The 24446-nt window shown below is 69.6% G+C and carries 20 protein-coding genes and 1 pseudogene; 8 read left to right on the top strand and 13 right to left on the bottom strand.

Features of this window, described 5'->3' with window-relative positions:
* The first annotated feature begins 1100 nt into the window (after window positions 1–1100).
* A pseudogene (locus OHB41_RS52445) lies at window positions 1101–1606 on the top strand (PP2C family protein-serine/threonine phosphatase).
* Window positions 1607–1639: 33 nt separating this feature from the next.
* Here the strand turns inward: OHB41_RS52445 and OHB41_RS43535 are convergent.
* The 6 genes from OHB41_RS43535 to OHB41_RS43510 all read right to left on the bottom strand — a co-directional run bounded on the left by OHB41_RS43535 (window position 1640) and on the right by OHB41_RS43510 (window position 8823).
* Window positions 1640–2935 carry an AI-2E family transporter gene (locus tag OHB41_RS43535; RefSeq protein WP_266706844.1) on the bottom strand — a complete coding sequence of 432 codons (1296 nt, stop codon included), beginning with the start codon at window positions 2933–2935 and terminating at the stop codon, window positions 1640–1642.
* 372 nt (window positions 2936–3307) lie between these two features.
* Window positions 3308–4336 carry an iron-containing redox enzyme family protein gene (locus OHB41_RS43530; protein WP_266706842.1) on the bottom strand — a complete coding sequence of 343 codons (1029 nt, stop codon included), beginning with the start codon at window positions 4334–4336 and terminating at the stop codon, window positions 3308–3310.
* A complete protein-coding gene (locus tag OHB41_RS43525; RefSeq protein WP_266708317.1) occupies window positions 4333–4599 on the bottom strand; it encodes a CDGSH iron-sulfur domain-containing protein in 267 nt (88 codons plus the stop codon). Before OHB41_RS43525 ends, OHB41_RS43530 begins: the two co-directional genes overlap by 4 nt.
* A gap of 40 nt (window positions 4600–4639) precedes the next feature.
* Window positions 4640–5329, bottom strand: a complete 690-nt coding sequence (locus OHB41_RS43520) for a HemK2/MTQ2 family protein methyltransferase (protein ID WP_266706840.1) — start codon at window positions 5327–5329, stop codon at window positions 4640–4642.
* A gap of 141 nt (window positions 5330–5470) precedes the next feature.
* Window positions 5471–5701, bottom strand: coding sequence for a DUF6479 family protein (locus OHB41_RS43515; RefSeq protein ID WP_266706838.1), 231 nt, complete (start codon window positions 5699–5701; stop codon window positions 5471–5473).
* Between the two features lie 518 nt (window positions 5702–6219).
* Window positions 6220–8823: a PA14 domain-containing protein gene (locus OHB41_RS43510; protein WP_266706836.1), complete on the bottom strand. Its 2604-nt coding sequence runs from the start codon at window positions 8821–8823 to the stop codon at window positions 6220–6222.
* Between the two features lie 159 nt (window positions 8824–8982).
* On the opposite strand from OHB41_RS43510, the gene OHB41_RS43505 reads away from it, so the two are divergent.
* The 6 genes from OHB41_RS43505 to OHB41_RS43480 all read left to right on the top strand — a co-directional run bounded on the left by OHB41_RS43505 (window position 8983) and on the right by OHB41_RS43480 (window position 16967).
* Entirely contained in the window at window positions 8983–9996 is a 1014-nt protein-coding gene (locus OHB41_RS43505) for a LacI family DNA-binding transcriptional regulator (RefSeq protein WP_266706834.1), read from the top strand.
* A 144-nt stretch (window positions 9997–10140) separates the two neighbouring features.
* A complete protein-coding gene (locus tag OHB41_RS43500; RefSeq protein ID WP_266706832.1) occupies window positions 10141–11241 on the top strand; it encodes an ABC transporter substrate-binding protein in 1101 nt (366 codons plus the stop codon).
* Between the two features lies 1 nt (window position 11242).
* Window positions 11243–12784: a sugar ABC transporter ATP-binding protein gene (locus OHB41_RS43495; RefSeq protein WP_266706830.1), complete on the top strand. Its 1542-nt coding sequence runs from the start codon at window positions 11243–11245 to the stop codon at window positions 12782–12784.
* Complete coding sequence (locus OHB41_RS43490; RefSeq protein WP_266706828.1) at window positions 12777–13739, top strand: ABC transporter permease; 963 nt, start codon at window positions 12777–12779, stop codon at window positions 13737–13739. The genes OHB41_RS43495 and OHB41_RS43490 overlap by 8 nt, the downstream gene beginning before the upstream one ends.
* Window positions 13736–14758, top strand: a complete 1023-nt coding sequence (locus tag OHB41_RS43485; protein WP_266706826.1) for an ABC transporter permease — start codon at window positions 13736–13738, stop codon at window positions 14756–14758. Before OHB41_RS43490 ends, OHB41_RS43485 begins: the two co-directional genes overlap by 4 nt.
* 556 nt (window positions 14759–15314) lie before the next feature.
* A complete protein-coding gene (locus tag OHB41_RS43480) occupies window positions 15315–16967 on the top strand; it encodes an alpha-keto acid decarboxylase family protein (RefSeq protein WP_266706824.1) in 1653 nt (550 codons plus the stop codon).
* A 63-nt stretch (window positions 16968–17030) separates the two neighbouring features.
* On the opposite strand, the gene OHB41_RS43475 is transcribed toward OHB41_RS43480, so the two are convergent.
* Together OHB41_RS43475 and OHB41_RS43470 are read right to left on the bottom strand one after the other, a co-directional pair.
* On the bottom strand, window positions 17031–17855 hold the full coding sequence (locus OHB41_RS43475) for a DUF1684 domain-containing protein (RefSeq protein WP_266706822.1): 825 nt from the start codon (window positions 17853–17855) through the stop codon (window positions 17031–17033).
* Window positions 17855–18028 (bottom strand): hypothetical protein, encoded by a 174-nt coding sequence (locus tag OHB41_RS43470; RefSeq protein WP_323138462.1) that lies wholly within the window; start codon window positions 18026–18028, stop codon window positions 17855–17857. The genes OHB41_RS43475 and OHB41_RS43470 overlap by 1 nt, the downstream gene beginning before the upstream one ends.
* 570 nt (window positions 18029–18598) lie before the next feature.
* On the opposite strand from OHB41_RS43470, the gene OHB41_RS43465 reads away from it, so the two are divergent.
* On the top strand, window positions 18599–19315 hold the full coding sequence (locus OHB41_RS43465; protein WP_266706820.1) for a hypothetical protein: 717 nt from the start codon (window positions 18599–18601) through the stop codon (window positions 19313–19315).
* A gap of 97 nt (window positions 19316–19412) precedes the next feature.
* Here the strand turns inward: OHB41_RS43465 and OHB41_RS43460 are convergent, their stop codons facing one another.
* From OHB41_RS43460 to OHB41_RS43440, 5 genes are all read right to left on the bottom strand, one after another.
* Window positions 19413–21458 carry a CocE/NonD family hydrolase gene (locus OHB41_RS43460; protein WP_266706818.1) on the bottom strand — a complete coding sequence of 682 codons (2046 nt, stop codon included), beginning with the start codon at window positions 21456–21458 and terminating at the stop codon, window positions 19413–19415.
* Between the two features lie 86 nt (window positions 21459–21544).
* Window positions 21545–22852: an ATP-grasp domain-containing protein gene (locus tag OHB41_RS43455; protein ID WP_266706816.1), complete on the bottom strand. Its 1308-nt coding sequence runs from the start codon at window positions 22850–22852 to the stop codon at window positions 21545–21547.
* Window positions 22853–23108: 256 nt separating this feature from the next.
* Window positions 23109–23375, bottom strand: a complete 267-nt coding sequence (locus OHB41_RS43450; RefSeq protein WP_266706814.1) for a DUF4235 domain-containing protein — start codon at window positions 23373–23375, stop codon at window positions 23109–23111.
* Between the two features lie 5 nt (window positions 23376–23380).
* Window positions 23381–23830 (bottom strand): DUF3618 domain-containing protein, encoded by a 450-nt coding sequence (locus OHB41_RS43445; protein WP_266706812.1) that lies wholly within the window; start codon window positions 23828–23830, stop codon window positions 23381–23383.
* Window positions 23827–24255, bottom strand: coding sequence for a phage holin family protein (locus tag OHB41_RS43440; RefSeq protein ID WP_526025101.1), 429 nt, complete (start codon window positions 24253–24255; stop codon window positions 23827–23829). Before OHB41_RS43440 ends, OHB41_RS43445 begins: the two co-directional genes overlap by 4 nt.
* Between the last annotated feature and the right edge of the window lie 191 nt (window positions 24256–24446).

The raw sequence follows: 24446 nt of genomic DNA, 5'->3' as shown, positions 1-24446 counted from the left end.
CCGAAGCGCGTCGGCAGCCATAGGAACACGAAGTGCACGTCGGGCCATCCTGGCGGATGATGATCCCATTGCCGGTTCTCTCCCCGGATTGCGAGAGGTACGCCGCACCGCGTTTCTCCCTGTCGAGGACGGGCACTCGGTTCAGGTATCCGAGAGATGTCGGGTATCCCAGAGACGACGGATGAGCCGGGCTTCCAGCGGGCTCGGCGCAGGAAGAAGATGAAGTGTTGTGAGCACTGAGGTCAGCAGGAAGATCGCCACGCGTCGGCCGGAGACAGGCTGGGCGGAAGCGCGTCGTCGGCACGGGAGCGGAGTGCGTACCTGCGTTCCCGCGACAGCCGCCCTCGCCGCACGGCGGGACCAGGCGGACAGCCCCGAGGGGAACATCGTCAGAGGTGAGGACTGAACCCTCGTTCCGGGAATTGGTGCGAAGGGCCGATGAGGAAGGCGACTTCCTCGCCGGCCCTTTCTCTGTTTTTTCCGCGGTCGGTGCGGGCGTGACGCGACCCTCGTAATGCGGTGAGGCATCGACATCCGTCTCCGTCACTTCCCCGGTGCGGTGGTGCCCGGGGACGCGATGAATATCGCGGTTTCAGGGGCGGTTTTCCGGGCGGCATCGCCCTTCTCCCCGGCTGCCCGAAACGGTGAGCGCCATTGCCGTGAGACGGTGACCGCCCACCTCACCTCAACGGCCCAAGGGCCCGAGGGGACCGGTCGGTCTCCTCCGAGAGGGATGTGCTCTGTGGCTGGTGAGGTCGTTTCGGACCGTTTGATCGGTCTGTTGTCCGTCCGAGGCGAGGATCTGGGCGCCGACTGGGCGGACAAGGTCACCGGTTCGCTGGGCGGCCGGGTGAGCCGCGCGGAGGTCTATCGCGAGCTCCAGGAGATCTACGTCAGGAACACGAACGCGCCCTGGCCCTGCAACGCACCTTCCTGCCCGCCACCTTGCCCCGGATCCCCGGGACCGAGATCGCCGCCCGCTACCTGCCCGCCGCGTCCATGACCGAGATCGGCGGCGACTTCTACGAAGCCATCTCGACACCGAACGGGGCCTCCTCCTCGCGGTCGGCGACGTGGTCGGCCACTCCCTGCAGGCCGCCATGGTCATGGGCGAACTCCGCCACGCCCTGCGCGCCTACGCCGCCCAGGACCACCCCCCGCACATCCTGCTGGAGCACCTGGACCACCTCCTGGGACTGCACCAGCCCGGATGGACCGCCACCGTGTGCATCGTGCTGATCGAACCGGGTAACACAGGCCTGCGCGTCGCGAACGGCGGTCATCTGCCACCCCTGCTCCTCGCCCCCAGCGCCGCGTCCCGCTACCTGCGAGAACACGGCCCCTTGCTGGGCCTGAGACTGCCGCAGCCCCCCGCCGTCAGCCACTCCGTCGAGCCGGCAGCCGGCTCCTCATGATCACCGACGGGCTCATCGAGACCCGGGACAGCAACCTCTACGAACGCCTCGAGTTCCTGAGCGGCGCCGCCGCGGCCGGCCCCGAGCAACCCGACGCGTTGTGCACCAAGGTGCTGGAGACCTTCGGCGCGGATTCCGAAGACGACATCATCGTCTTCGCGGGCCGCCCGCACCCACCCGAACTTCCGTGATCGCCGGTCGGGTTCCCCCACGGACCTGGGCAGTCAGGACTCGTCGAGCGTCCGGTCCACGGGCTGCCCCGGCCCCTCACCCTCGAGAGCCGGTACGGCCTCCGCCTCCGGCTCCTCCTCACCGGCGTGGGCACGGAGATGACCGACCACCGTGTTCACGACGGCGACCAGCGGCACGGCGACCACGGCACCGCCGATCCCCGCGACCAGGCCACCGGTGGCCACGGCCAGGACCACGGCCAGGGGGTGGACCCGGACGGCCTGTCCCAGGATGAAGGGCTGGAGTACGTGCCCCTCGATCTGCTGCACCAGGAGCACCACCAACAGGACCATGAGCGCGGTGAACACGCCCTGCGTGACCAGGGCGACCACGACCGCGATCGCGCCGGAGGCAACGGCACCGACCAGCGGCACGAACGAGCTCAGGAAGATCACCACGCCGATGGGGACGGCGAGCGGCACGCCGAGGAAGTAGATGCCCACTCCGATGAAGAGAGCGTCGATGAACGCGACGATCATCGTCCCGCGCGCGTACGCGGTGAGTGTCCGCCAGGCCAGCGGGCCGGCCGAGGCCACCCCGGGCCGGGCCTCGGCCGGGACCAGCTTGAGGGTCCATTGCCAGATGCGCCTGCCGTCGTACAGCAGGAAGAGCGTGGAGAACATCGTCAGCAGCACGCCGGTGAGGACCTCGGCCAGCACGGTGACCCCTTGGAGGCCTGTCGAGGTGATCTGACTCGTGCTGGTGCCGATCGCGTCGCTCAGATTCTTCGCCACGTCGTTGATCTGCTGCTCGGTCACGTGGAACGGGCTGTCGAGCAGCCACTGTTTCAGCTGTTCGACTCCGTCCTGCAGGCGGCCGGACAGACTGTCGAGGTTGTCGAGCACCTGCCATACGACGAACCAGGCGACCAGCCCCAGCACGAGGAACCCGCAGATCGCGGTGACCGCGGTGGCCAGTCCCCGGGACAGCCCGCTGCGATGCAGCCGCGAGACCGTCGGCTCGAGCAGCGCGGTGATCAGCAACGCGACGACGAAGGCGAGAACGGCCAGCCGTACGGAGCCGATCACCCGCATCAGCACCCACACCGCGGCGGCCAGGACCAGGAACCGCCAGCCGGCCTCGGCCGCCACCCGCACGCTCCACGGAACCGCGCCGGCCGGGTCCGGGTCCGGTCTGCGCGGACGAGCCGGTCGGATCTCCGCCGGCCGCTCCCCGCCGGTCATCGCCTCGTGGTCCGCGACATGGCCCGCCCGGGCCTGCGCACGGCGTTCACCGAGCGTGGCCGCGCCGTTCTTCACGCGATCGAGCCATCCGTGGATCCGGGGCATCCGAAACCTCCCTTTGCATCGGTGGCCTTGTGCCCCCGTTCCGATCGATCAGCCACCTGCGGGACTGCGCGCCTGATATCGCCCGTCGGCCCGCGCATCACCTCGCCGCCGGCTGCCTCTGACGTCGCCGGCGGATGCCCGGGCTGGTCCGGTCCGCGCACACCCGTGACCCGGGCACGAACGCGTTCCGGCCGACCGTCAGGAGCACCCACGCGACGTCGGGAGCGAGGGTCGGACAGTGGCGCCCTGGCAGTGGCGTACACGGGGCGGACAGGGCGGGTGCGGCTCTCTCCGGCCGGAGGTGCGCACAGGGGGCGGACTGAGGCGGGTCAGCTTCCCGGCCGAGGCGTCCGCAGGGCGGACAGGGCCAGGTCAGGTCCCCGGCAGGGGCGTACGCAGGGCGGACAGCCCCTGGTCCCACGCGGCCTCGATGTGGGCGGCGAGCCGGTCCTCCAGCAGAACGGTCGCCGCGCAGCCGAAGGCGATGTCGGCCTCCAGCTCCGGTTCGTCGGCGAGGAGGCCGCCGATGACCTCGTGCCGTACGACCTGTTCGTGGACGGCGTCGGCCTCGACATGCTCGGCGTAGAAGTGCTCGGCCGCGGGGCCCGCCCCGCACCTGCGCATCGCTCTGGCGAGACGGCGGGAGCCGGGGGAGGAGGTGACCTCGACGCAGGCGAAGTGGCCGACGAGCGCGCCGCGCAGCGCCCGGTGCAGGCCGAACAGCGACATCAGGTTGACGGTGGCGAGCAGTGGGGCGGGTGCCTGGTCGAGGTAGCGGCCGTACGCGGGGTCGAGACCGAGGTCGCCCATGAGGTCGGCGTAGAGACGGGCGTGGATGCGGTCGGCGCGGCCCGCGCCGAACTCGTCGTACTCGATGGCGACCATCGCGGCCTTGGCCCGGCCGGTCAGGCGTGGGATGACCCAGGCGTGCGGATCGGCTTCCTTCAGGTGGTAGAGCGAACGCAGCGCGGCGTACTCGCGCAGCTGCCAGAGCTCGCCGGTCGTTTCGAGTCGGTGACTGAGGCTGCCGGTGAGGTCCACGGGTTCGACGAGCAGCGGCGCGAAGGCCTCCTCGACGGTCCGGGGGGCGCGGGCCAGGGCGGCTCGCAGGGAGTTCCGGAACAGGGTCTCCAGGCTCTGGCGCAGACGCAGCAGTTCCGGATCCCATTCCCGGTCGTCGGCGACGCCTTCGAAGCCCCGGTAGTGCAGCTCGTACAGCAGGTGCAGGGCCAGCTGAAGGTCCTCGCCCCAGGGATCGGCCTGCCGTACCGCGTCCGGTGCGTGGGCGGGGGGCAGACCCGTGCGCAAGGACGCCACGACCGCCCCTGACAGCTCGCCCCGCCCCTCGACCAGCCGGGCGCCGACGGCAGACGAGGAGGCGGTGATGCCGGGCGCGGTCATGGTGAACTCCTGTCATCCGGAGCGGGCCTGGTCGCGCGACCGTCGTGGCCTCCACGGGCCTGCTGCGCGTGTTCGTCGGAGGCGGAGGCGTCGACGGCCTTCTCGCGGGGCCGGTGGCTCGTGTCGCACCAGGGGTACGTCCGGCTGCGGCGGCATGTGCAGATCGCGACCATGAACCGTTCCGAGCGGGCGACCGTGCCGTCATCCAGGACGATCTCCACCGGCCCCTCGACCAGGACAGGCCCTTGCGGGTCGACACTCACCCGGCGAGCCCGGCAGACCGGTACGGCACCGGTGGTGTGGTCAGAGGGCCTGGGCACGGATGATCACCAGCTCTTCGCGCTCTTCGCCGACGTCGGCGAGCCCCTGCCTCTCGAGCCAGGGCCGGCGTGAGCGCAGGACCGGCCCCCAGGGCACGAATGTCCTCGCGGTGGTCCGTCCTGCCAGCCCCGCCTGTCGCAGCCGTCTCAGCGTGCTTTCGGCCCCGCACATCGCGGAATGCACCATGAGCAGGACGCCGCCGCGGCGCAGCAGGCCCGGGGCGCTCGCGCAGATCCGGTCGATGACGAGCCGGCCGTCGGGGCCGGCGTCCCAGGCACGCGCCGGACCGCCGGTGGGCGGCCGGACCTCCGGCGACGGGACGTACGGGGGATTGGCGAGGACGATGTCGTATCGTCGGCCGCTCGTGCGGGCCGTGAAGTCGCCGTGCAGGACCCGCAGGGGCAGGCCTTGCGTCAGGGCGTTGAGGCGGGCGGCGGCCACCGCCCGCCAGGACACGTCCACGGCGGTGACCCGTGCCCCTCTGCCTGCCGCGCTCAGCGCCAGGACGCCCGTCCCGGTGCCGATCTCCAGGACCTCGGTCGAGGGGTGTACGTCCTCCATCGCCAGGGCGCCGGCGAGGAGCCGGGTGTCGGCCTGGGGCCGGTACACACCGGGCAGGGTCAGCAGGCCTGTGGGGAGTGTCGCTTCTCGAGCAGTAGTCGTGGCGGGCACCGCGTACCTCTCTGTTCTGTGCGTCCGCAGTGCGGAGCTCGCTGGGTGAGGTGTCAAGTCCGAGCGGGGCCGCGCGAGGATTCCACGTGCCCCGCGGCACTCGTGGCGGTCCTCGATGAGTGCCGAGCAGGCGTGGTGCGGTCAGTGCCGGGGCTGTCGGTCCGTGTCGTCGTCGGGGGTCTGCCAGGAGTCCTGTCGGGCTGCTGCCTGTGGGTTCTGTTCCGCTGGGGCGGCGCCGGGATCCTGGCGGCGTGCGGTGCGCCGGCTGCCGTACCAGAACGCGCCGATCAGGAGGGCGGCCAGCACCAGGCCGGCGACGATCAGGGGGAGCGACGACGAGCCGTCGGCGGCGAGAACATACGAAGAGATCATGACGGCCGTCTACCCGTTCTCCGGCGTCCCTCACGGAGGGCGACCGGGTATTCCGCTGAGGACGATCGTCCGCCACGCACGGTGATGGGGTCGGGGGAGGCAACCCACTGGGCGGAGCCATCCGAGCCGGCGCGCGCGTGCCGCTGCGCACGAGCGACCTCCGCGGCATCCGCCCGGCTCTTACTGCCCACGGTCGACGGTCCACTCGTCCTGTCCATGGTCCCCGGTCCTGTCCCCGGTCCACGGTTCCCGGTCCTGTCCCCGGTCCACGGTTCCTGGTCCACGGTTCCCGGTCCTGTCCCCGGTCCACGGTTCCCGGTCCTGTCCCCGGTCCATGGTTCCCGGTCCTGTCCACGGTCGACGGTCCGAGGTGCCCGGGTGCGGGACCTCGGCGCGACGGACGAGGAACGGTCCGCCCCCCATCCCGCGGGGAGCGGACCGTGCCGAGGACCCGTCGGCGGGTCAGAACGGGGCGCGCACGGAGAACCTGTCAGGTGCTCGCCGGGCGCGCCCGTCCATCAGGAGCAACCCGCCGGCGTCGGTTGCGACGCGTCGTGGATCAGCGCGTCGTGGGCCGCCTTCAACCGCTTCACATCGGGCTTGACCACCTTGCGGTCGTACGTCATCAGCCCGTTCAGCTCGCCCTCCACGTCCGAGATCTGGGTGTAGACGGCGCCGTTGCCGCCCTTGCAGGCGAGCTTGTGCACCTCGTCCAGACGGGCCAGATAGTCGTCGGTGTACGTCGCCGGGTCCACGTCCACGTAGGACTGCTGCACCGACCAGGCATGACCGGGCACCGCGAGCCCGAGACCCCCGTACTCACCGCTGACCAGGGCCCGCTTCCCGTCGGGATTCGGTGGCAGCGCGGGGCTCGGATAGCCGTGCTCGTCGATGATGTCGCCGGTGCCGCCGTCCACGCCGAGATTGATGCCCGACATGGAGTTGACGAGGCGCGTCGGGTCCCAGGACTTGGCCTGGTCGGCGATGCGGGCCTCGTCGTACTGGCCCCAGCCCTCGTTGAAGGTCACCCACATGACGACCGACGGGCTGCTGATGTGCTCGTCGATCATCTGCTTCATCTCGCGCTCGTACTCGGCGCGGGACGCGGCGTTCGGGTCGACCCCGGCGGTCATGGCGGGCATGTCCTGCCAGACCATCAGGCCGAGCCGGTCCGCCCAGTAGAACCAGCGGTCGGGTTCCACCTTGATGTGTTTGCGGACCGCGTTGAAGCCCATCTGCTTGTGCATCTTCAGGTCGTACGCCAGGGCCTCGTCGGTCGGCGCGGTGTGCAGACCGTCGGGCCAGAAGCCCTGGTCGAGGGTGGCCATCATGAAGACGGGCTTGCCGTTGAGGACGGTGCGCGGGGTTCCGTTCACCTGTTCCACGGCGATGGACCGCATCCCGAAGTAGCTGCCGACACGGTCGGCACCGACGGTCACCTTCAGGTCGTAGAGGAAGGGGTCGTCGGGTGACCAGAGGTGCGGATCGCTGATCTTCAGGGTGAGCGGCTGTCCGGTGCGGCCGGCCAGGGTGGCGACCCTGCGGTGTCCGGCGTACGCGGTCGCGGTGACCGGCACGCCGTCCCGAACGCCCTGCGGCTCGACGGTGAGCCGGCTGCTCTTGACGTCGGGCGTCAGCTTGAGCGAGTCGACGTGGTCGGTGGCGACCGGCTCCATCCACACCGTCTGCCAGATCCCGGAGGACGGCGTGTACCAGATACCGCTGGGGTCGAGTCGCTGCTTGCCCACCGGCGGGTTCTCGCCGCCCTGCGCGTCGGTCGGGTCGTAGACGCCGACGATCAGTTCCTGGGTACGGCCAGGCTTCAGCGCGGCGGTGACGTCGGCGCTGAACTTGTCGTAGCCGCCCTGGTGTTCGGTGACCTTGGTGCCGTTGACGTAGACCTCGGCTTTCCAGTCGACGGCGCCGAAGTTGAGCTGGAGGCGCTTGCCGGAGCCGATCCGCCAGTCCTTTGGGACCGTGAAGGTGCGGCGGTACCACATACGGTCCTCGTGCCGTTCGATGCCGGAGAGCTGGGACTCCACGGGGTAGGGCACGAGGATCTTCTCGGCGAGGTTCCTGCCGACCGGCGGCTGGTCACCGGCCTTGGCCGCGGCGAACTGCCACGAGCCGTTCAGGTTGCGCCAGTTGTCCCGGGTGAGCTGGGGCCGGGGGTACTCGGGGTGGGCGTTGCGCGGGCCGACGTCGTCGGCCCACTTCGTGCGCAGCTGGTAGGTGGAGTGGTTGGAGCCGCTGCTCCAGAAGGCGTTGACAACGTTGCCGTTCGTGCCGGAGAGGCCGCCCTTGCCGTCGTAGCGCAGGTCGGCGGTGCCTCGGGCTGTGCCGGTCTTGTTGCCGACGACGGGTTCCTTCAGGCTGACGAGCAGCGACTTCGGGTCGGCGGGGTCCAGTTTCGCCGTGGACAGAGGCCACTTGGCGCCTCCGATGACCGCTTCCACGTGGTCGGTGAGACCGGCCGGGGGTGCGGTCAACGCCTGGGCGAAGTCGAGGCGCAGGGTACGGCCGTCCCCCTGGACCGTGGTCGCGATGGCGCCGTCATAGGCGTATCCGTCGGGCAGCCGGAGTGCCGACTGCGGGACGGCCTTCTTGGTGCCGCCCGGCGGGGTCCAGCGCAGGTGGAGGTTGGAGCCGCCGAAGTGCTCGAAGTACTCGACCTTGATGTCGTAGGCCCGTCCGGCGGTCAGGTCGAGGGGCTGGGAGGTCTGTTCCCGGTCCCAGTCGTCGACCCAGTGGTCGATGGCGAGCTGCCCGTCGACCCAGAGCCGGAATCCGTTGTCACCGATGATCGAGAAGGTGTGGGCGCCGGTCTTCTCCGGGACGATCCGGCCGGTCCAGCGGACGTTGACGTCGTCCGACTGTCCGGTGGCGAAGGCGAGTCGCGGCTCCAGGTTGTCGAAGTCGAGGTTGGTGTCGAATCCGGTGGCCTTCAGCTCGTGGAAGTCGAAGGCGCCGGGGGCGGACTGGGTGTAGTACTCGCCTTTCAGGCCGTGGACCTCCACGGGGTCGCCGGCGGCTGTGGCGGCGGGGGTGGCGGTGAGTCCCGCCAGGCCTAGCACCGCGACGAGCAGGAGTGCCATTCGGGTTCGGAGTCTTCTGATGCGCACGGATCCTCCTTGGCTGAGGAAGGGTGGCGGCTCGTTGCTTCAGTCTGTACAACGTTGGAAGGAACGGGAGTTGGCATCACAGCACGGGTCCCGGCCTCTGTCCAGGGTCATGACAAACGTACTGGTGGCAGGGGCGCACATCGATGGAGAGGAGATCCCTTGCGGGTCAGCCTGAAGGACGTCGCGGAGCGCGCGGGCGTCTCGATCAAGACGGTTTCGAACGTCGTGAACAACTATCCGCACGTCACCCCCGCCATGCGGGCCCGGGTTCAGGAGGCCATCGACGAGCTGGGATACCGGCCGAACCTCACGGCGCGCCACCTGCGCAAGGGCCGCACGGGCATCATCGCCCTCGCCATCCCCGAGCTGGGCAACCCGTACTTCGCCGAGCTGGCCGGAGCCGTCGTCGACGCCGCCGCCGAACACGAGTTCACCGTGCTCCTCGACCACACGCGGGGCGACCGGGAGCAGGAGGTGCTGGTCAGCCAGGGTTTCCGGGCCAACGTGATCGACGGACTGATCCTCAGCCCGCTGGAGCTCGAGGCCGAGGACCTGCGCTCGCGTACCGACGACGTGCCGCTCGTGCTGCTCGGCGAGCGGGAGTACGAGCTGCCCTACGACCACATCGCGATCGACAACGTGGCGGCCGCGCGCAGTGCGGTACGTCATCTGCTGGGCCGCGGACGCTCACGGATCGCCTACCTGGGGGCCCGTACGGATTCGGCCAACCGGCCCGCCCATCTGCGGCTGGCGGGCTGGCGCGAGGAACTGACGGAGGCCGGGGTGCCGGCGCCGGACGATCTGGTGGTGCCGGTCGGTGGCTGGGACCGGGACGAGGGCGCGCGGGGGATGGCCCGGCTGCTGGATTCCGGAGTGCGTCCGGACGCCGTTTTCGCGTACAACGACCTGGTCGCGATCGGTGCGATGCGCGTGCTGCACGAGCGCGGTCTGCGGGTGCCGTGGGACGTGGCGGTGGTCGGCTTCGACGACATCGAGGAGGGGCGGTTCGGCGCCGTCACGCTGACGACGATCTCGCCGGACAAGCAGGCCATCGCGCGGATGGCGGTGGCCTCCCTGCTGCGCAGTCTGTCCGGCCGCACCGAGCCCGGTGGGCGTGAACTGACCGCGGATTTCCGGCTGGTGGAGCGCGAGAGCACCCTGGGGCGGCGCTGACGAGATTTCGGACCGAAGGCTTTACAGCGTCCTTCCAACGATGTAAAAACCTCCCCGGAACGACGTGTACACCGAGTTGACCGCAAGAGCCGATCACCCCCCGGGAGCGCTCTCAGCGCCGGGGCCGCGCCGTTTGGGGACTCCATGAAGCCGATCGCACCTCGTCACCGCACCTCCGCCAGGACCCTCCTCGCCACCGGCCTCATCACGAGCCTCGCGCTCGTCTCCGGATGCGCGAAGTCGGAGGACGACTCCGCCGACAAGGACAAGAGCTCCACCAGCCAGGGTGACTCGGGACAGGTCGTCGCCTCGCCTTCCACGGGGTCCGGCCCGACCTGCGCCATAGACGCCTACGGCGCACAGAAGACCGACCTGAAGACGGCCACCGTCGGCTTCTCCCAGTCCGAGAAGGAGGCCAACCCCTTCCGGATCGCCGAGACCGCGTCGATCAAGGCCGAGGCGAAACAGCGGGGCGTGAAGCTGCTGACGGCCAACGCCCAGTCGCAGTTCTCCAAGCAGATCAGCGACGTCCAGGACCTCATCGCCAAGGGCGCCGACCTCCTGGTGATCGCACCGCTCAACTCGGACGGCTGGGAGCCGGTCCTGCGCTCGGCCTCCGCCAAGCACATCCCGATCATCACCATCGACCGCAAGATCAACGCCGCCGCCTGCAAGGACTACGTGAGCTTCATCGGCTCCGACTTCGTGGAGCAGGGCAAGCGGGCCGCGGACCGGATGATCGAGGCGACCGGCGGCAAGGGTGAGATCGCCATCCTGCTGGGCGCGGCGGGCAACAACGTGACGACCGAGCGCACCAAGGGGTTCGAGGAGCGCGTCAAGGAGAAGGCGCCCGGCCTCAAGATCGTCTTCAAGCAGACTGGTGAATTCGCCCGGGAGAAGGGCCAGTCGGTCACCGAGAACCTCATCCAGTCCAAGCCCGGCATCACCGGGATCTACGCCGAGAACGACGAGATGGGGCTCGGGGCGGTCAACGCCCTCAAGGGGGCCGGCAAGCAGCCGGGCGCGGTGAAGATCGTGACGATCGACGGCACCCGCAACGCCGTCCAGGGCATCGTCGACGGCTGGATCGACGGTGTCGTGGAGTCCAACCCCCGCTTCGGACCGCTCGCCTTCCAGACCCTGGACACCTTCACCAAGGGGGAGAAGGTCGCCCAGGACATCGTCATCCAGGACAGCGAGTACACCACCGCCAACGCCAAGTCGGACCTGGGCAAGGCCTACTGACATGTTGTCGGTCACCGGCCTCTCGAAGACCTTCCCCGGCGTGAAGGCCCTGTCCCAGGTGGACTTCACGGCCCGCGCCGGGGAGGTGCACGCACTCATCGGCGAGAACGGCGCGGGCAAGTCGACCCTCATCAAGGTCCTCACCGGGGTCTACCAGCCCGACGAGGGCGAGGTGACGTACAACGGTGCCCCGGTCCGCTTCGCCACACCCCTGCACGCGCAGCACGCGGGAATCTCCACCATCTACCAGGAGGTCAACCTCGTCCCGCTGATGACCGTGGCCCGCAACCTCTTCCTCGGCCGGGAGCCCCGCAACCGGCTGGGCCTGATCGACTTCCGGCGCATGCACCGGGACGCGGACGAGGCACTGCGCGAGCTCGGACTGCGCGTCGACGTACGCCGGCCGCTGCGTGAACTGGGCGTCGGCGCCCAGCAGATGGTGGCGCTCGCCCGAGCGGTCTCCGTCGACGCGCGCGTGGTCGTCATGGACGAACCGACCTCCTCGCTCGAACCGCGCGAGGTCCGGACCCTGTTCGGGGTGATCCGGATGCTGCGCGAGCGGGGCATCGCGGTGATCTACGTCAGCCACCGGCTCGACGAGCTGTACGAGATCTGCGACGCGGTCACCGTCCTGCGCGACGGCAAGGTCGTGCACACCGGCCGCATCGCCGAACTCGACCGGCTGAGGCTCGTGGCACTCATGCTGGGACGCGAGATCACGGACGTACGCGAGGACGGCCTCACCAAATTCGCGGGCGGCCACGAGACCGAGACCGAACCCGTCCTCGAGGCGACGGAACTGACCGTACGTCACCAACTGGACGGCGTGTCGGTCTCCGTACGTCCCGGCGAGGTGGTGGGGCTCGGCGGCCTGCTCGGGTCGGGCCGTACCGAGACCGCCAAGGCCATCGCGGGCGCACTGCCCACCGACTCCGGGCGGGTCGTGGTGGCGGGCGTGCGGGTACGCACGGGATCGACACCCGCCGCGATCCGCGCGGGCATCAGTCTGCTCCCCGAGGACCGCAAGGCCGAAGGCATCGTGCCGGGCCTCTCGGTCCGCGAGAACATCGCGCTCGCCGCGCTGCCGGGCCTCTCACGCTTCGGCCTGGTCGACGAGGCACGCATCGACCGCATCGTCGAGACGTTCATGAAGCGGCTGCGCATCAAGGCGGCGGGACCCCACCAGAAGGTGGGCGAACTGTCCGGCGGCAACCAGCAGAAGGTCCTGCTGGCCCGCTGGCTGGCCATGCAGCCCAAGGTCCTGCTCCTCGACGAGCCGACCCGGGGCATCGACGTCGGAGCCAAGGCGGAGGTGCAGAAACTGATCGACGAACTGGCCGACGACGGACTCGGCGTCCTCCTCATCTCCTCGGACCCGGAGGAATTGATCGAAGGCAGCGACCGGGTGATCGTCCTCAAGGACGGCGCGGTAGTCGAGGAACTGACCGGCGACGCCGTCACCGAGGACAGGCTGATGCGCGCCATAGCCGCCGGCCCCGCGGACACGGGGACCGGCACCGGCACGGGAGGCCACGATGACTGACCTGACCCTGGGCCGGGTGACCGCGGACCGCGACCGACTGCTGCGCCTGCTCCAGGAGTACGGCGTCTACCTGGGTGTCGTGGTCCTCTTCCTGGTCAACACCGTCTTCACCCCGCACTTCCTGTCCACCGAGAACTTCCGTACCCAGGCCGTCCAGGTCGCCCCGGTCCTGATCGTGGCACTCGGCATGGCGCTGGCGATCGGCAGCGAGGGCGTCGACCTGGCGGTCGGCTCGGTCATGGCCCTGTCCACCTCGCTCCTGTCCCTCTACCTCGGCTACGGGCCCTGGATCGCCATCCTGATCGCCCTCGTGGGCGGTGCCGTGATCGGTGTCGCGAACGGATCGCTCATCGCCTTCGTCGGCGTCCAGCCGATCGTCGCCACACTCGCCCTGATGGTCGCCGGCCGCGGCCTGGCCCTCGTGCTCCTCCCTCAGCTCAAGGACGTCCACGACCCGGCCATGGCGTCACTGGGCTCGGGCGATGTCCTGGGCGTCCCCTATCTCGTGCTGATCGCCGCGGCCCTCGCGCTGCTCGTCGCCTTCGTCGTGCGTCGCACCACCTTCGGCCGGCAGCTCCTGGCCATCGGGGACAGCCGCCCGGCCGCCCGGCTCGCCGGACTGCCGGTGCGCCGCGTGCTGATCCTGGTGTACGTCTGCTCCGGCGTCCTCGCCGCGATCGCGGGCGTGCTGGCCACCGCCCGGCTGACCGCGAGCGACCCGACCTCCCTCGGCAACCTGATGGAACTCTCCGCGATCACCGCGGTCGTTGTCGGCGGCACCCCGCTGAGCGGGGGCCGCGTCCGCATCGGCGGCACGGTCGCCGGCGCCGTCCTGATCCAGTTGCTCACCACCACGCTCATCAAGCACGATCTGCCGCCGTCGTGGACCCAGATCGCCCAGGCCGTGGTGATCGTCCTCGCCGTCTACGCGGCACGGGAACGAGGAAAGCGATGACGACCGACGTGGACACTCCGGTGAGCTCCAAGACCACGGCCGAGGAGGAATCGCCAGGCGCCACCCGCTCCGAGCGGCTCAGCGCGCTCGCCCAGCAGCACGGCGCCCTGGTCACCCTCGTCGTCGCGATGATCGCGGCGTCGCTGAGCTTCGACACCTTCCTGACCGGCGACAACCTGGAGAACATGGCGCTCTCCTCGGCGTTCCTCGCCGTGGTCGCGCTCGGTATGACCTTCGTCATCGTCACCGGCGGCATCGATCTGTCGGTGGGCTCGCTCTTCGCCCTCGGCGGGGTGCTCGCCGCGTGGGGATCGCAGTACGGAACGGCGGTGGCGCTGCTCCTGCCGCTGGCTGTGTGCGGGCTGATCGGGCTGGTCAACGGCCTGCTGATAGCCCGCTCGCGACTGGCTCCGTTCATCGTCACGCTGGCGGCGATGCTGGGCGCCCGGGGCATCCTGCTCTCCGTCACGGACGAGGGCTCGACGACGTATCTCGTGGACAAGGACTCGTTCTTCGCGAAGCTCGGCCAGGACACCCTGCTCGGTGTCGGCGTGCCCGTGTGGATCACCCTCGCGCTGTTCGTGCTCGGCGCGGTCGTGCTCCGGCGCACCCGCTTCGGCCAGTACGTCTACGCGGTCGGAGGGAACGAGGACGCGGCGGCGCTGATGGGTGCCCCAGTGGCCCGTACGAAGATCTCCGTCTACACGCTCTCCGGGCTCTGCGCCGGGCTCGCCGGGGCTCTCAACGCGGCCTGGCTGGTGTCGGGCGTGACGATCCTCGGCTCCGGCATGGAACTGGAGGCGATCTCCGCGGTGGTGATCGGCGGCACGCTGCTCACCGGCGGGTTCGGCTTCATCAGCGGTTCGCTGGTGGGAGTTCTACTGCTGAAGGTCATCCAGAACGTCATCAACCAGATCGGTTCACTGGACTCGGCCTACCAACAGGTCGTCAGCGGAGCCTTCTTGGCCGTGGTGGTCATCGCGCAGACGTGGCTGGGTCGTAGACGCCGGGTGCTGTGAGGGGCCCGGCCCGGGTGCCGGTTCGCGGCCCGCGCGTGGGCGGGAGGTTCCGTCCGCGGCGGCTCGCGGTGGTCAGCGGCTCGCTGCGTTGTGGGCCAGGAGGGTTCGAGCCGTCGGGACGTCGGTGGTGATCCGCTGCGGCTGCCTGGCGCCCTCGCTCAACTCCCCACGTCAGACGTACGCCCACGTCCCCATGGCCGACGTACCCGCCAGCGCATGACCACCAGCACCACCGGTTGCGTGTCCTGCGGGATGCGGACAGCATGGTGGGGGAGCAGAAGAGCCGTTCTGCTCTTTTTGTGCAGCGCGTCGGCTACTCTCCGTGACGCCCTGAGTGCCGAAAGGGATCGGCCGGCGTGACGGCGGAGAAAGGCCACGGAGCGCTTTCGAAGGTTCGCGCACATGAACTCGTCGCACCGCTGCACAGCGCCATGAAGAAGGACCCTTCGCACGCTCGCACCCATCTGTCGCGCGCGGAGGGAACGGTCGGCACCGACTCCGTCGGGCAGTGAGCACCCTGGAGCGGTGGTGCCACCACAAGGAAAGGAACTTCCTGATGTCCACCACCGTGATCCAACACGTGCTGAACAGACTGCGGGACATCGGCGTGCGTCACGTCTTCGGTGTTCCCGGCGACTACGCCTTCCCCGTCGACGACGCCATCGCCGAACACCCGGACATCCAGTGGATCGGCAGCTGCAACGAGCTGAACGCCGCCTACAGCGCCGACGGTTACGCCCGCGTGCACGGCATCGGCGCCGTGTGCACCACCTACGGGGTCGGAGAACTCAGCGCGATCAACGGCATCGCCGGCGCCTACACGGAGCATCTTCCGCTGTTCCACCTGGTCGGCATGCCCAAGATGCCCGTCCAGGCTCACCACTCACTCGTCCACCACACCCTGGGCAACGGCCAGTTCGACCTGTTCCAGAAGATGTCCGAGCCGGTGGTGTGCGCGAGTGCCATCATGACGCCGCAGAACACCGCGGCCGAGACCGAGCGTCTCATCGCGGCGGCGCTCTACCACCGCCGCCCCGTCTACATGGCCTTCCCCGCCGACCTCGCGGAGATGCCGGTGGTCGGCAAGGCCCAGCCCATCCCCGCGCCCGTCAGCGACCCCGCGCAGGTGAAGGCAGCCGTTCAGGCCATCACCGACATGCTCGGCCGGGCGAACAGCGCCTGCGTCCTGCCCGGTATCCTCACCGCCCGCACCGGCCTCGGCGCTGACCTCCAGCAATTCCTCGACGCCACCGCACTGCCCTTCGCCACGATGATGGCCGACAAGGGTGTCCTGGAGGAGGACCAGCCCGCGTACATCGGCATGTACGACGGCAAGCTCATGAACGAGAACGTCCGCCGCTTCGTCGAGGACAGCGACGTCGTCGTCCTGGTCGGCGCGATGATGCACGACTTCAACACCGGGGCGTTCACCGCCAACCTCGACCCGGGGCGGACGATCGACATCCGCCATCACCATGTCAGCGTAGACGGCATGACCTACCAGAGCGTGGAGATGAAGGACCTCCTCGGCGCTCTCGCCCAGAAGCTCCCCGGCAAGCAGTGGCCGCGCCCGTCGGTCGAGGTGACCCGGATGTCCCCGGCGGGCGGCAGTGGCGACGACTCCATCACCGCCGAGAACCTCTACCCCCGCTGGGAGAACTTCCTCAAGGCCGACGACATCCTGGTCGCGGAGACCGGAACCGTCTCCATGGGCATGGCCTTCGCCCGGTTGCCCCACGGTGCCACCTTCCAGAACCAGTCCCTGTGGGGATCGATCGGCTGGGCCACCCCCGCCGCGGTCGGCGCGGCCGTCGCCGCCGCGGACGGGCAGCGCGTCGTCCTGGTGACCGGTGAGGGTTCCCACCAGCTCACCGCGCAGGAGATCAGCCAGTTCGGGAGGTTCGGCCTGCGCCCGGTGGTGTTCGTCCTGAACAACCACGGCTATCTCATCGAGCGCCTGCTCTGCAAGGACCCGGACATCGCCTACAACGACCTGGCCAACTGGCGCTACTCGGACCTGCCGAAGGCCTTGGGCTGTGAGGACTGGTTCACCGCCCGGGTGTCGACCCTCGCCGAACTCGACGCGGCCATGGAGACCGCGGCGAAGGCCGACACCGGTTGCTACATCGAGGTCATGACCGACACCTACGCGGCACCGCCCCTGGCCAACCAGCTGCACGAGAACATCGGCACGCTCTACTCCGCGTAGCTCGACCGGCGCACACCTGCCGGGCAGGGCACACGCAGCCCCCGGCGGCAGGGGGGGACGTGCTCAGGCTCCGCCCCGCTCGCGGGGAATCTTCAGGCCCGCCTCGATCGCCACCGGCAACCGGTTCTCCGCCGGTGGCAGCGGGCAGGTGGCCAGGTCCGTGTAGGCGCACGGCAGGTTCGCCGCACGATTGAAGTCCAGGACGACCGTGCCATCCGCGGCGGGCGTTTCCACGGCGAGGGCACGGTTGGCGGCGTAGGTGGTGACCCCCGACGTCGCGTCGGTGAACAGCACCGTCAGCCGGCCCGCGCCGTGTCCGGGGAACGCGGTCAGGGACAAGGGACGTCCGTCCAGTTCGAACTCGATCCGGCCCGGAGCGTCGTACACATGCTCCAGGCCCTCGACCGCGGCACCCACCGTGGTCGGCCGCGGCTCGTCGAAGGCGACGTAGCGGCCCGTCAACGCCCAGCGCGGATGCGGTGCGTAGGCGGGCGTTCCGGCGAAGGCGGTGCGCAGCGGCGCGTCCGGGTGCCGGGGACGCACGATGTCGTTTCCGCCGCGCTTGGCCACCTCGATGACGGCGTTCCCCCACACCGCGTCGACGCCACCGCGTTCGGGGAGCACACCGAAGTGGTGCTGCCCGCGCACCGGGGTTCCCTCCACGACCAGTTCCTCGCCGTCGTCGAGGGCCACCGAGACCCCGGCGGTGTCGGTCCACCACGCGCCCGGGGCGTCCGGGAAGCGCTGCGGCTGGTCGTCGAGCCAGTGCAGACCGGTGATCGCGAGGAAGCCGTGCGGGTCGGCAAGGCGTTTCTCCTGCGCGCGGTACCAGTCCAGCCAGTTCTGGGTGAAGGCCTGCAGATCCGTCGTCGTGACCTGAGTGGTCATCAGCACTCCTTCGTCTTCGTCTTTGCCGCCGCGAGCTGGGGTGAGTCCGCGCCGAAGGTCTGTCCGGACGGGGCCGGCCGCAGGTCCGTCGACGCGGCCCCACGCGCCGGCCGCGCGGAGGCATCGACGTGGTTCTCCGCGTCGGATGCGTCGAGCGCTCCTCCTGCAGTCATGCCATTGAGAACCGCCGACATCCGATCCGGCATTCCGCTCCGTGTGTGACAGCTTCTTGTCAGTCGTGTGGACGGGACGGCCTCACGTGGGACTCCCGGCCTCCCGGGCCGCTGGGCAACCCGGGCGCCCGGGCGTCTGCGTGCCGGCGCGAGGCCGCCCCGTGCTGGGGCCAGAAGCCGGTCAGCGCGGTGACGAAGGTCGGCATCACACCAGTGAACCCATTGACACCCGAGTCGGCAATGCAAGGTGTGTTCGGGTGTGCTCCGGCTCCCCTTCTTTCTCGGGGGCGCGGACCGAGGGCCCCCGAACGCCTCGTGCGGTGTCCGCCGTGCTCCGGCAGGCAGCGGGGTGGGCCGGACCCCGCCTGTCGCGACATGTGCCGCTCGGCGGACCGGAGCACCGACGTCCGTCCCCCGTGGATGTCCTGGCGGCCCGGTGCGGGTCGGGGAGCCCGGAGCTGCCGGGTGGCGTGCATGACCGTGGGTCTCACGAGGACCGTCGGCCTTCATTCCTCGTCGGAGGGCAGACGATCAGCGTCGTGTCGGACGCAGTGCGAAAGGACATCGCCCATGGTGAAGAGCCGCGTCGAGGCCCGGGTGAGGCACCCCAGACACGAGCGCCGTGGTGAAGCCCGGCTGCCGGGAGTGGTCGTCACGCTCGTCGCGATCACCTTGTACGTGGCCCTGCCGCAGCAATTGCTGGTCGCTCCGCGCTATGTGCTGCCCGCTCTGGAACTGCTGCTTCTGGTGCCGCTCATCGCGGTCAATCCCAAGAGGCTCACCCGGCAGACCAAGGCCATCAGGTTCGTTTCGCTGACTCTCGTCCTCGTCATCGCGGCCAGCAACCTCACCGCGCTGGGCATCCTCATTCACGAACTGATCCACGCCGATGTCAAGGACGGCCGATCCCTGCTGGTCGCCGCACTACAGGTGTGGCTCACCAACATCATCGCCTTCGGGCTCACCTACTGGGAACTGGACCGTGGCGGCCCCGTGGCACGCACCCAGGCACCCCGCGGCGATCTCCCCCTGGCGGACTTCCGCTTCTCGCAGGACGAGAACAGCGACGCGGTGGAGGAGGTCGCGGACGGCGCCAGCGGCACCTCGGACTGGGTTCCGACCCTTGTGGACTACCTGTACATCTCCGTGACCAACTCGACGGCCTTCAGTCCCACCGACACCATGCCCCTCTCCACCCGCGCCAAGCTGTTGATGAGCGTCGAGAGCGTCGCCGCCCTGCTGACCTCCCTCCTCGTCATCGCCCGCGCGGTCAGCGTCCTCCACTGACCGTCCGGCCGAGGGAGGCTGTCGGCGGGAACCCACCGACAGTCGCCCTCGGCCGACCGGTCAAAGGCCGTGGCGCCGTGAGGGGGGACGGACGCGGTCACAACAGGTCGCGTGGCACGCGTTCGTTCCAGGTCCGGGAGAACACGCGCTTGTCGCCTTCGTAGCCGTCCAGCGTGGCGTCGACGAAGAACTCCCCCTCGTCCGAGGTGAGCCGGGTGCGTGTCTCCACCCGTACGTCCCAGTCCTCCCTGCGGAAGCGCATGGTCCAGGCCGATTCACCGCTCACCGAGGTGAAGTCCTCGGCGACGGCCGTGTAGCGCTCGTGGGCGCGGAGCCCGACGTCGAGACCGACATCCTCGATCCGGACCATGCCGCGGTCCTTCACGATCTCCAACTCCGCCCCATATCCGACGAGATCGCGCTTGACGTCCCACCGTTCCTCCCGGGGCGTGAGCTGGGTCGAGGCGAGAGGCGGTGTCCCTTCGGGCTCTCCGAAGGGACTGGGCGGCATCTCGCCGGGATCACCCGTCGGGCGCACGGGCAGCGTCAGGGTGCTGGACCCCGCGTAGACGCTGAGCAGGACCGGCCTCGGGGGCGGCCAGGCGAGCGGCCAGTACGAGGTGGACAGGGACAGCCGGATCCGGTGACCGCGGGGGAAGGCCTGGCCGACGCCGTTGAGCTGGACCGTCGCCCGGTACCGGCGGCCGGGCTCCAGCGGCGCGGGCTCACTCGTGCTGTCCAGGCGGGTGAGGTTGAGGATGCCGTAGGACACGCGGGTGGCCCGGCCGTCGGGGCTCAGGTCGGACAGCCGTGCCGCCACCATCCCGATCGGTTCGCTGACCGACAGGTCGAGTTCGACGGTCGGTGACCCGAGGATCTCCAGCGGTTCGGTCAGCGGGTCGCTGTCGAAGACGAGCGAGCCACCGTCTTCCTCCCGCTGGTCGTAGGGCAGGTCGGGCGGTGCGTTGTACGAGGCCCACTTGCCCGCGAACTGGCCGACCGACAGAGGTGATTGCACGGTCATGGGTTCGGACTCCGGGACGCACTCCCGCTGTTCGGCGCTGTCGAGGGGCGGCCCGACGTGATGGGGCGTGAGCGGATGCGTGACGTCGTGGACGTGCGGGGAGGGCCACGCGGGTTCGCCGATCCAGCGCCCGGGCCGTTCCTCGTAGGACGTGGAAGGCGGCACACTCTCCTGCATCCACGTCTGCAGCATGGGGCCGTCCATGACGCCGTTGTCGACGCCCTTGAGCCAGTGGTCCCACCACCGCACGACCTCCTGGAGGTAGCCGATGGCCGGCCCCGGCTCGCCCAGGTGGGGGAACTTGTGGGACCACGGTCCGATCAGGCCCTTGCGCGGCACGTCCAGATTCCCCAGCAGGCGCGTCACCGCGTTCGAGTAACCGTCGGCCCAGCCGCTGGAGGCAAGGACCGGGCACCGGACCGCCTGGTAGTTCTCGCAGACCGACGCGTGCCGCCAGTAGTCGTCACGGCGTTGGTGCCGCAGCCATTCCAGGACCCAGGGACGTGTGTGCTCGAGCCGTTCGTGCCACATCTCGCGCCAGCGTTCACCGACCACCGCCGGATCGGGCGGGCAGGTGCCGTAGGCGAACATGGTGCCCGCCTCGGCCAGGTTGTCCGAGAGCAGGGCTCCGCCCATGTAGTGCATGTCGTCTGCGTGCCGGTCGTCGGTGAACGAGGCGATGACGACGCCCCGCAGGCTCGGTGGCTGCCGCGCCGCGACCTGGAGCGCGGCGAACGCCCCCCACGAGATACCCATCATGCCCGTGCTGCCGTCGCACCACGGCTGCTCCGCCAGCCAGGCGAGGATCTCCTCGGCGTCGCGCTGCTCCTGCTCCAGATACTCGTCCTCGAGCACCCCCTCGGACTCGCCCGTGCCGCGGATGTCGACCCGTACGCACGCGTATCCGTGGCCGGCGATGTACGGGTGGTGGATCGAGTCCCGTACGGCGGTGAGGTCGCGCTTGCGATACGGGATGTACTCGAGCACCGCGGGCACCGGTTCGCTGTCCGACGAGGTGGGGCGCCAGATCCGTGCCGACAGCTCCACTCCGTCGGACATGGGGATGACGACGTGCTCTTCTTCCTTCGTCGCGTACGGCAGGTTGGTCACGAAACGCATGTGTCGGTGTTGCTCCTCTCCTCGCCGCATACCCGGGCCTCGTCGTCGGAGGGGCGGTTGCGGGCGGTCGGGCGGCGGGCCGGTGTTCAGACGTTCTTCTGGTCGCGTCCGCCCGGTGTGGTCTCGTCGAAGGTGAGCCCCAGCGCGGCCACACAACGGTCGTACTTCTCCCTGAGGTCCTGCTCGCTGTCACCACCGGTGAAGATGTGTGCCAGCTCGTGGCTGTAGCTGTCCTGACCGGGCAGCTCCGACAGGCGTGCGCCTTCGGCGGGCACGATGTCGATGCGTACGCCCGGGATCTCCCGCTCGATGCGGCGCAGATCGTCGGCCGTGGGCACGTCGTGGACGACTCCGTTCGCGAACCAGCGGTGGTACCACTTCGCCGCCATCGCGTACGGCCCGGCCCGGTGCGGCATGAGCGGGTCCCGGCCGAGGGCCAGGCTGACCATGCAGTGGTGGTTGGGCACGCCGTCGACGTACTCGAAGAGCTCCGCGTGCGACTGCGAGTGCCGTGGGTTGATCTCCAGCAGGCTGATCTGCCCGGTCCGCGGGTCGTAGAAGTACTCCACGCTGAAGGTCGCCGAATCGAAGCCGATCCGGCTCATCACCCGCCGCGTGACATCGTGCAGCTGCCTGATCGCCGGCTCGGGCAGTGCCGACGGGTACTGATGGCGCAGGAAGCAGGGGGAGTCGGGGTAGTTGATCGAGTCGAGCGCACCGTAGACGGTGACCTCGCCGAGGTGGACATAGCCTTCCACCGCGACCTGGATGCCCGACATCTCCTCCTCCGCCAGACACACCTCGCCGCCGACCCCGTCCATCTCCGGCGGGAGGGTGAGCCGGTCGAGGACGTACTCGAAGGGGCGGCCGACACGGGACATGCCCTCGCGGATCTCGGCGACCGCCGTGCGGAACTCGTCCATGTCCTTGACTCCGAAAGCGAGTTCCGAGGAGTAGGCGAGCGCGGGCTTCAGCCACATGGGGAAGCGCACACCCTCCGGCGGACGCGGGTCGTCGGCCTCGAGGTCGACCCGCCCGAACCGCGGATGCCTGTCGGTCACCTTCTGCTGCTCGAGCCTGCTCCAGTACTTGTGCTCGCACTTGACCACCGACTCCAGGCTGGTGCTGCGCGTGCTGTACCGCTCACTCAGCATCGGCACGAGGGTGCTGACAGGGAAGTCCCAGTAGCCGACGATCGCGTCTATGGTCCCGTCGAACGCGTCCAGCACGCTCCGCGCCTTCTCCAGCAAGGCCGCCACCGACACTTCGCCGCCCTGCAGTTCCTCGATGGTCAGCAGGGGGTGGAAGCGCAGCTCTTTCGCGTCCGGTACCGCGTTCAGCGTGGGGAGGTTCGCTTCGTCCAGGCCGATCACAAAGACATTCTTCTCGGGCACGTGTCTCTCTTCCACAGGGGACGGGGGAGTCGTTGAGGTAGCCGCGTGTGTCCGCCCCATGCGTCCGTACGTCCCCGTCCCTTGAGCCATACCAGGGACTCACGACACCGCTTTTTCGGAGCGGCGCAGGGAACGCCGGAAGCCCCCGCGCCGCTGCGGCCGGGGACTTCCGTGCGCTGGTGCCGACGGTCATCGGTCGGATCGGTGCAGGCTCCCTGCGCCCGACCGCCGTCAGCAAGAGTTGTCAGCTCGGACGTCAGCCCGGCCAGGTACCGGTCACGCGGCGAGTGGCGGTGGCACCGGCGCGGTCGACAGCCGCTTTGACTCCGGCGAAGATCGCACCCTGCAGCGTGGCGGCGAGCAGGACCTCACGCCAAGAGCGGTTCTCGTCGGTGGCGTTGGGGGTGTCCTCGGCGTGGGCGAGTATCTTCCAGGCCTGCTTGAAGGCCATGCCGGCGAGCAAGCCGCCGGCGGCGCCCAGAGCGAGGCCGACCGGTTTGTAGGCTACCTTCGAGGCTTTCACCGGCTTCAGCCCTTCTTACGGCGGAACATCAGCCACGCGAGAGCCGTCGCGCCCCCGGCTGCCACCAGCAGCTTGCGGTTGTCCCGTACCGCCCGGGCGCCCTGGGCGGCCTGCAGCTGGACCGGCTCGGGAACCTTCTCCTCCCACACACTCCCGGCCTGGGCGGTCTTCTCCCGGACCTGGGCGGCGGTCTGGGCCGCCTTCTCCTTGACCTGGTCGGGCAGCTTGTCCTGGACCGAGTGCGCGGCCTGGGCGGCCTTGGCCTTCAGCTCCCCGGCCTTGGCCACGGTCTGCTCCTTGACCTCGGCGGTCTTCTCCCTGGCCCGGGCCTTGACGTCGGTCTTGTCGGCCAGGGCCTGGACCGTCTCCCCGAGCTCGGCACGGGTCTGCTCGACCTGCTCACGCAGCTCTTCCGGGGTGGCGGCGGTCTGGTCGTGGTCGGACGGGTTGCTCATCGGTGGGCACTCCTCTTGATCTCGGCCACATCGGCCTTCACGTTGTCGATGGTCTGCTCGGGCACGGGCGGCGCCGCCTGACTGACCTGCTTCTTCCCGGTCAGAGCCAGGACCGCGGCGATCACGCCCAGCACCGCGGTGATGATCAGCGCCGCGGCCCACACCGGCAGCGGCACGGCCAGGGCGGCGATCGCGGCGACCACCAGGGCTTCCAGCATCAGGAAGCCCACGATCCCGGCGCCCCCGAACAGCCCGCCGCTCTTGCCGTAGTGCCTGCCCTTCTCCTTCATCTCCGCCTGCGCCAGACGGAGTTCGCCCCGGACCAGCTCGGTCAGCTGCTGCGAAGCCCGGTGCACCAGCTCACCCACCTGATCCGATCCGGACCCCTGCGCCTGCCTGTCGGGCCCGTCCACGTGCGACCGCACACTCGACACGGCACATCACCTCCCACCAGATATCTCGGTCACCGCCGGGCCCTGTGCTGAGCCACGGCAGTCAGTGAGGAGTCGAGTACCCCCGACCGGGCAGTTCAGGGCAGCAACTGCGAATCAACCAGGCTTCCCTGCGCCGGGATACCGGCGCACGCCGGATCCGACGGCGCAACCGCCCCACTCCG

Source organism: Streptomyces sp. NBC_01571 (genome assembly GCF_026339875.1).
In the GTDB taxonomy this organism is placed as follows: domain Bacteria; phylum Actinomycetota; class Actinomycetes; order Streptomycetales; family Streptomycetaceae; genus Streptomyces.
Note: the sequence above shows the minus strand (reverse complement) of the source record. Positions and strands in the feature narration are given on the sequence as shown.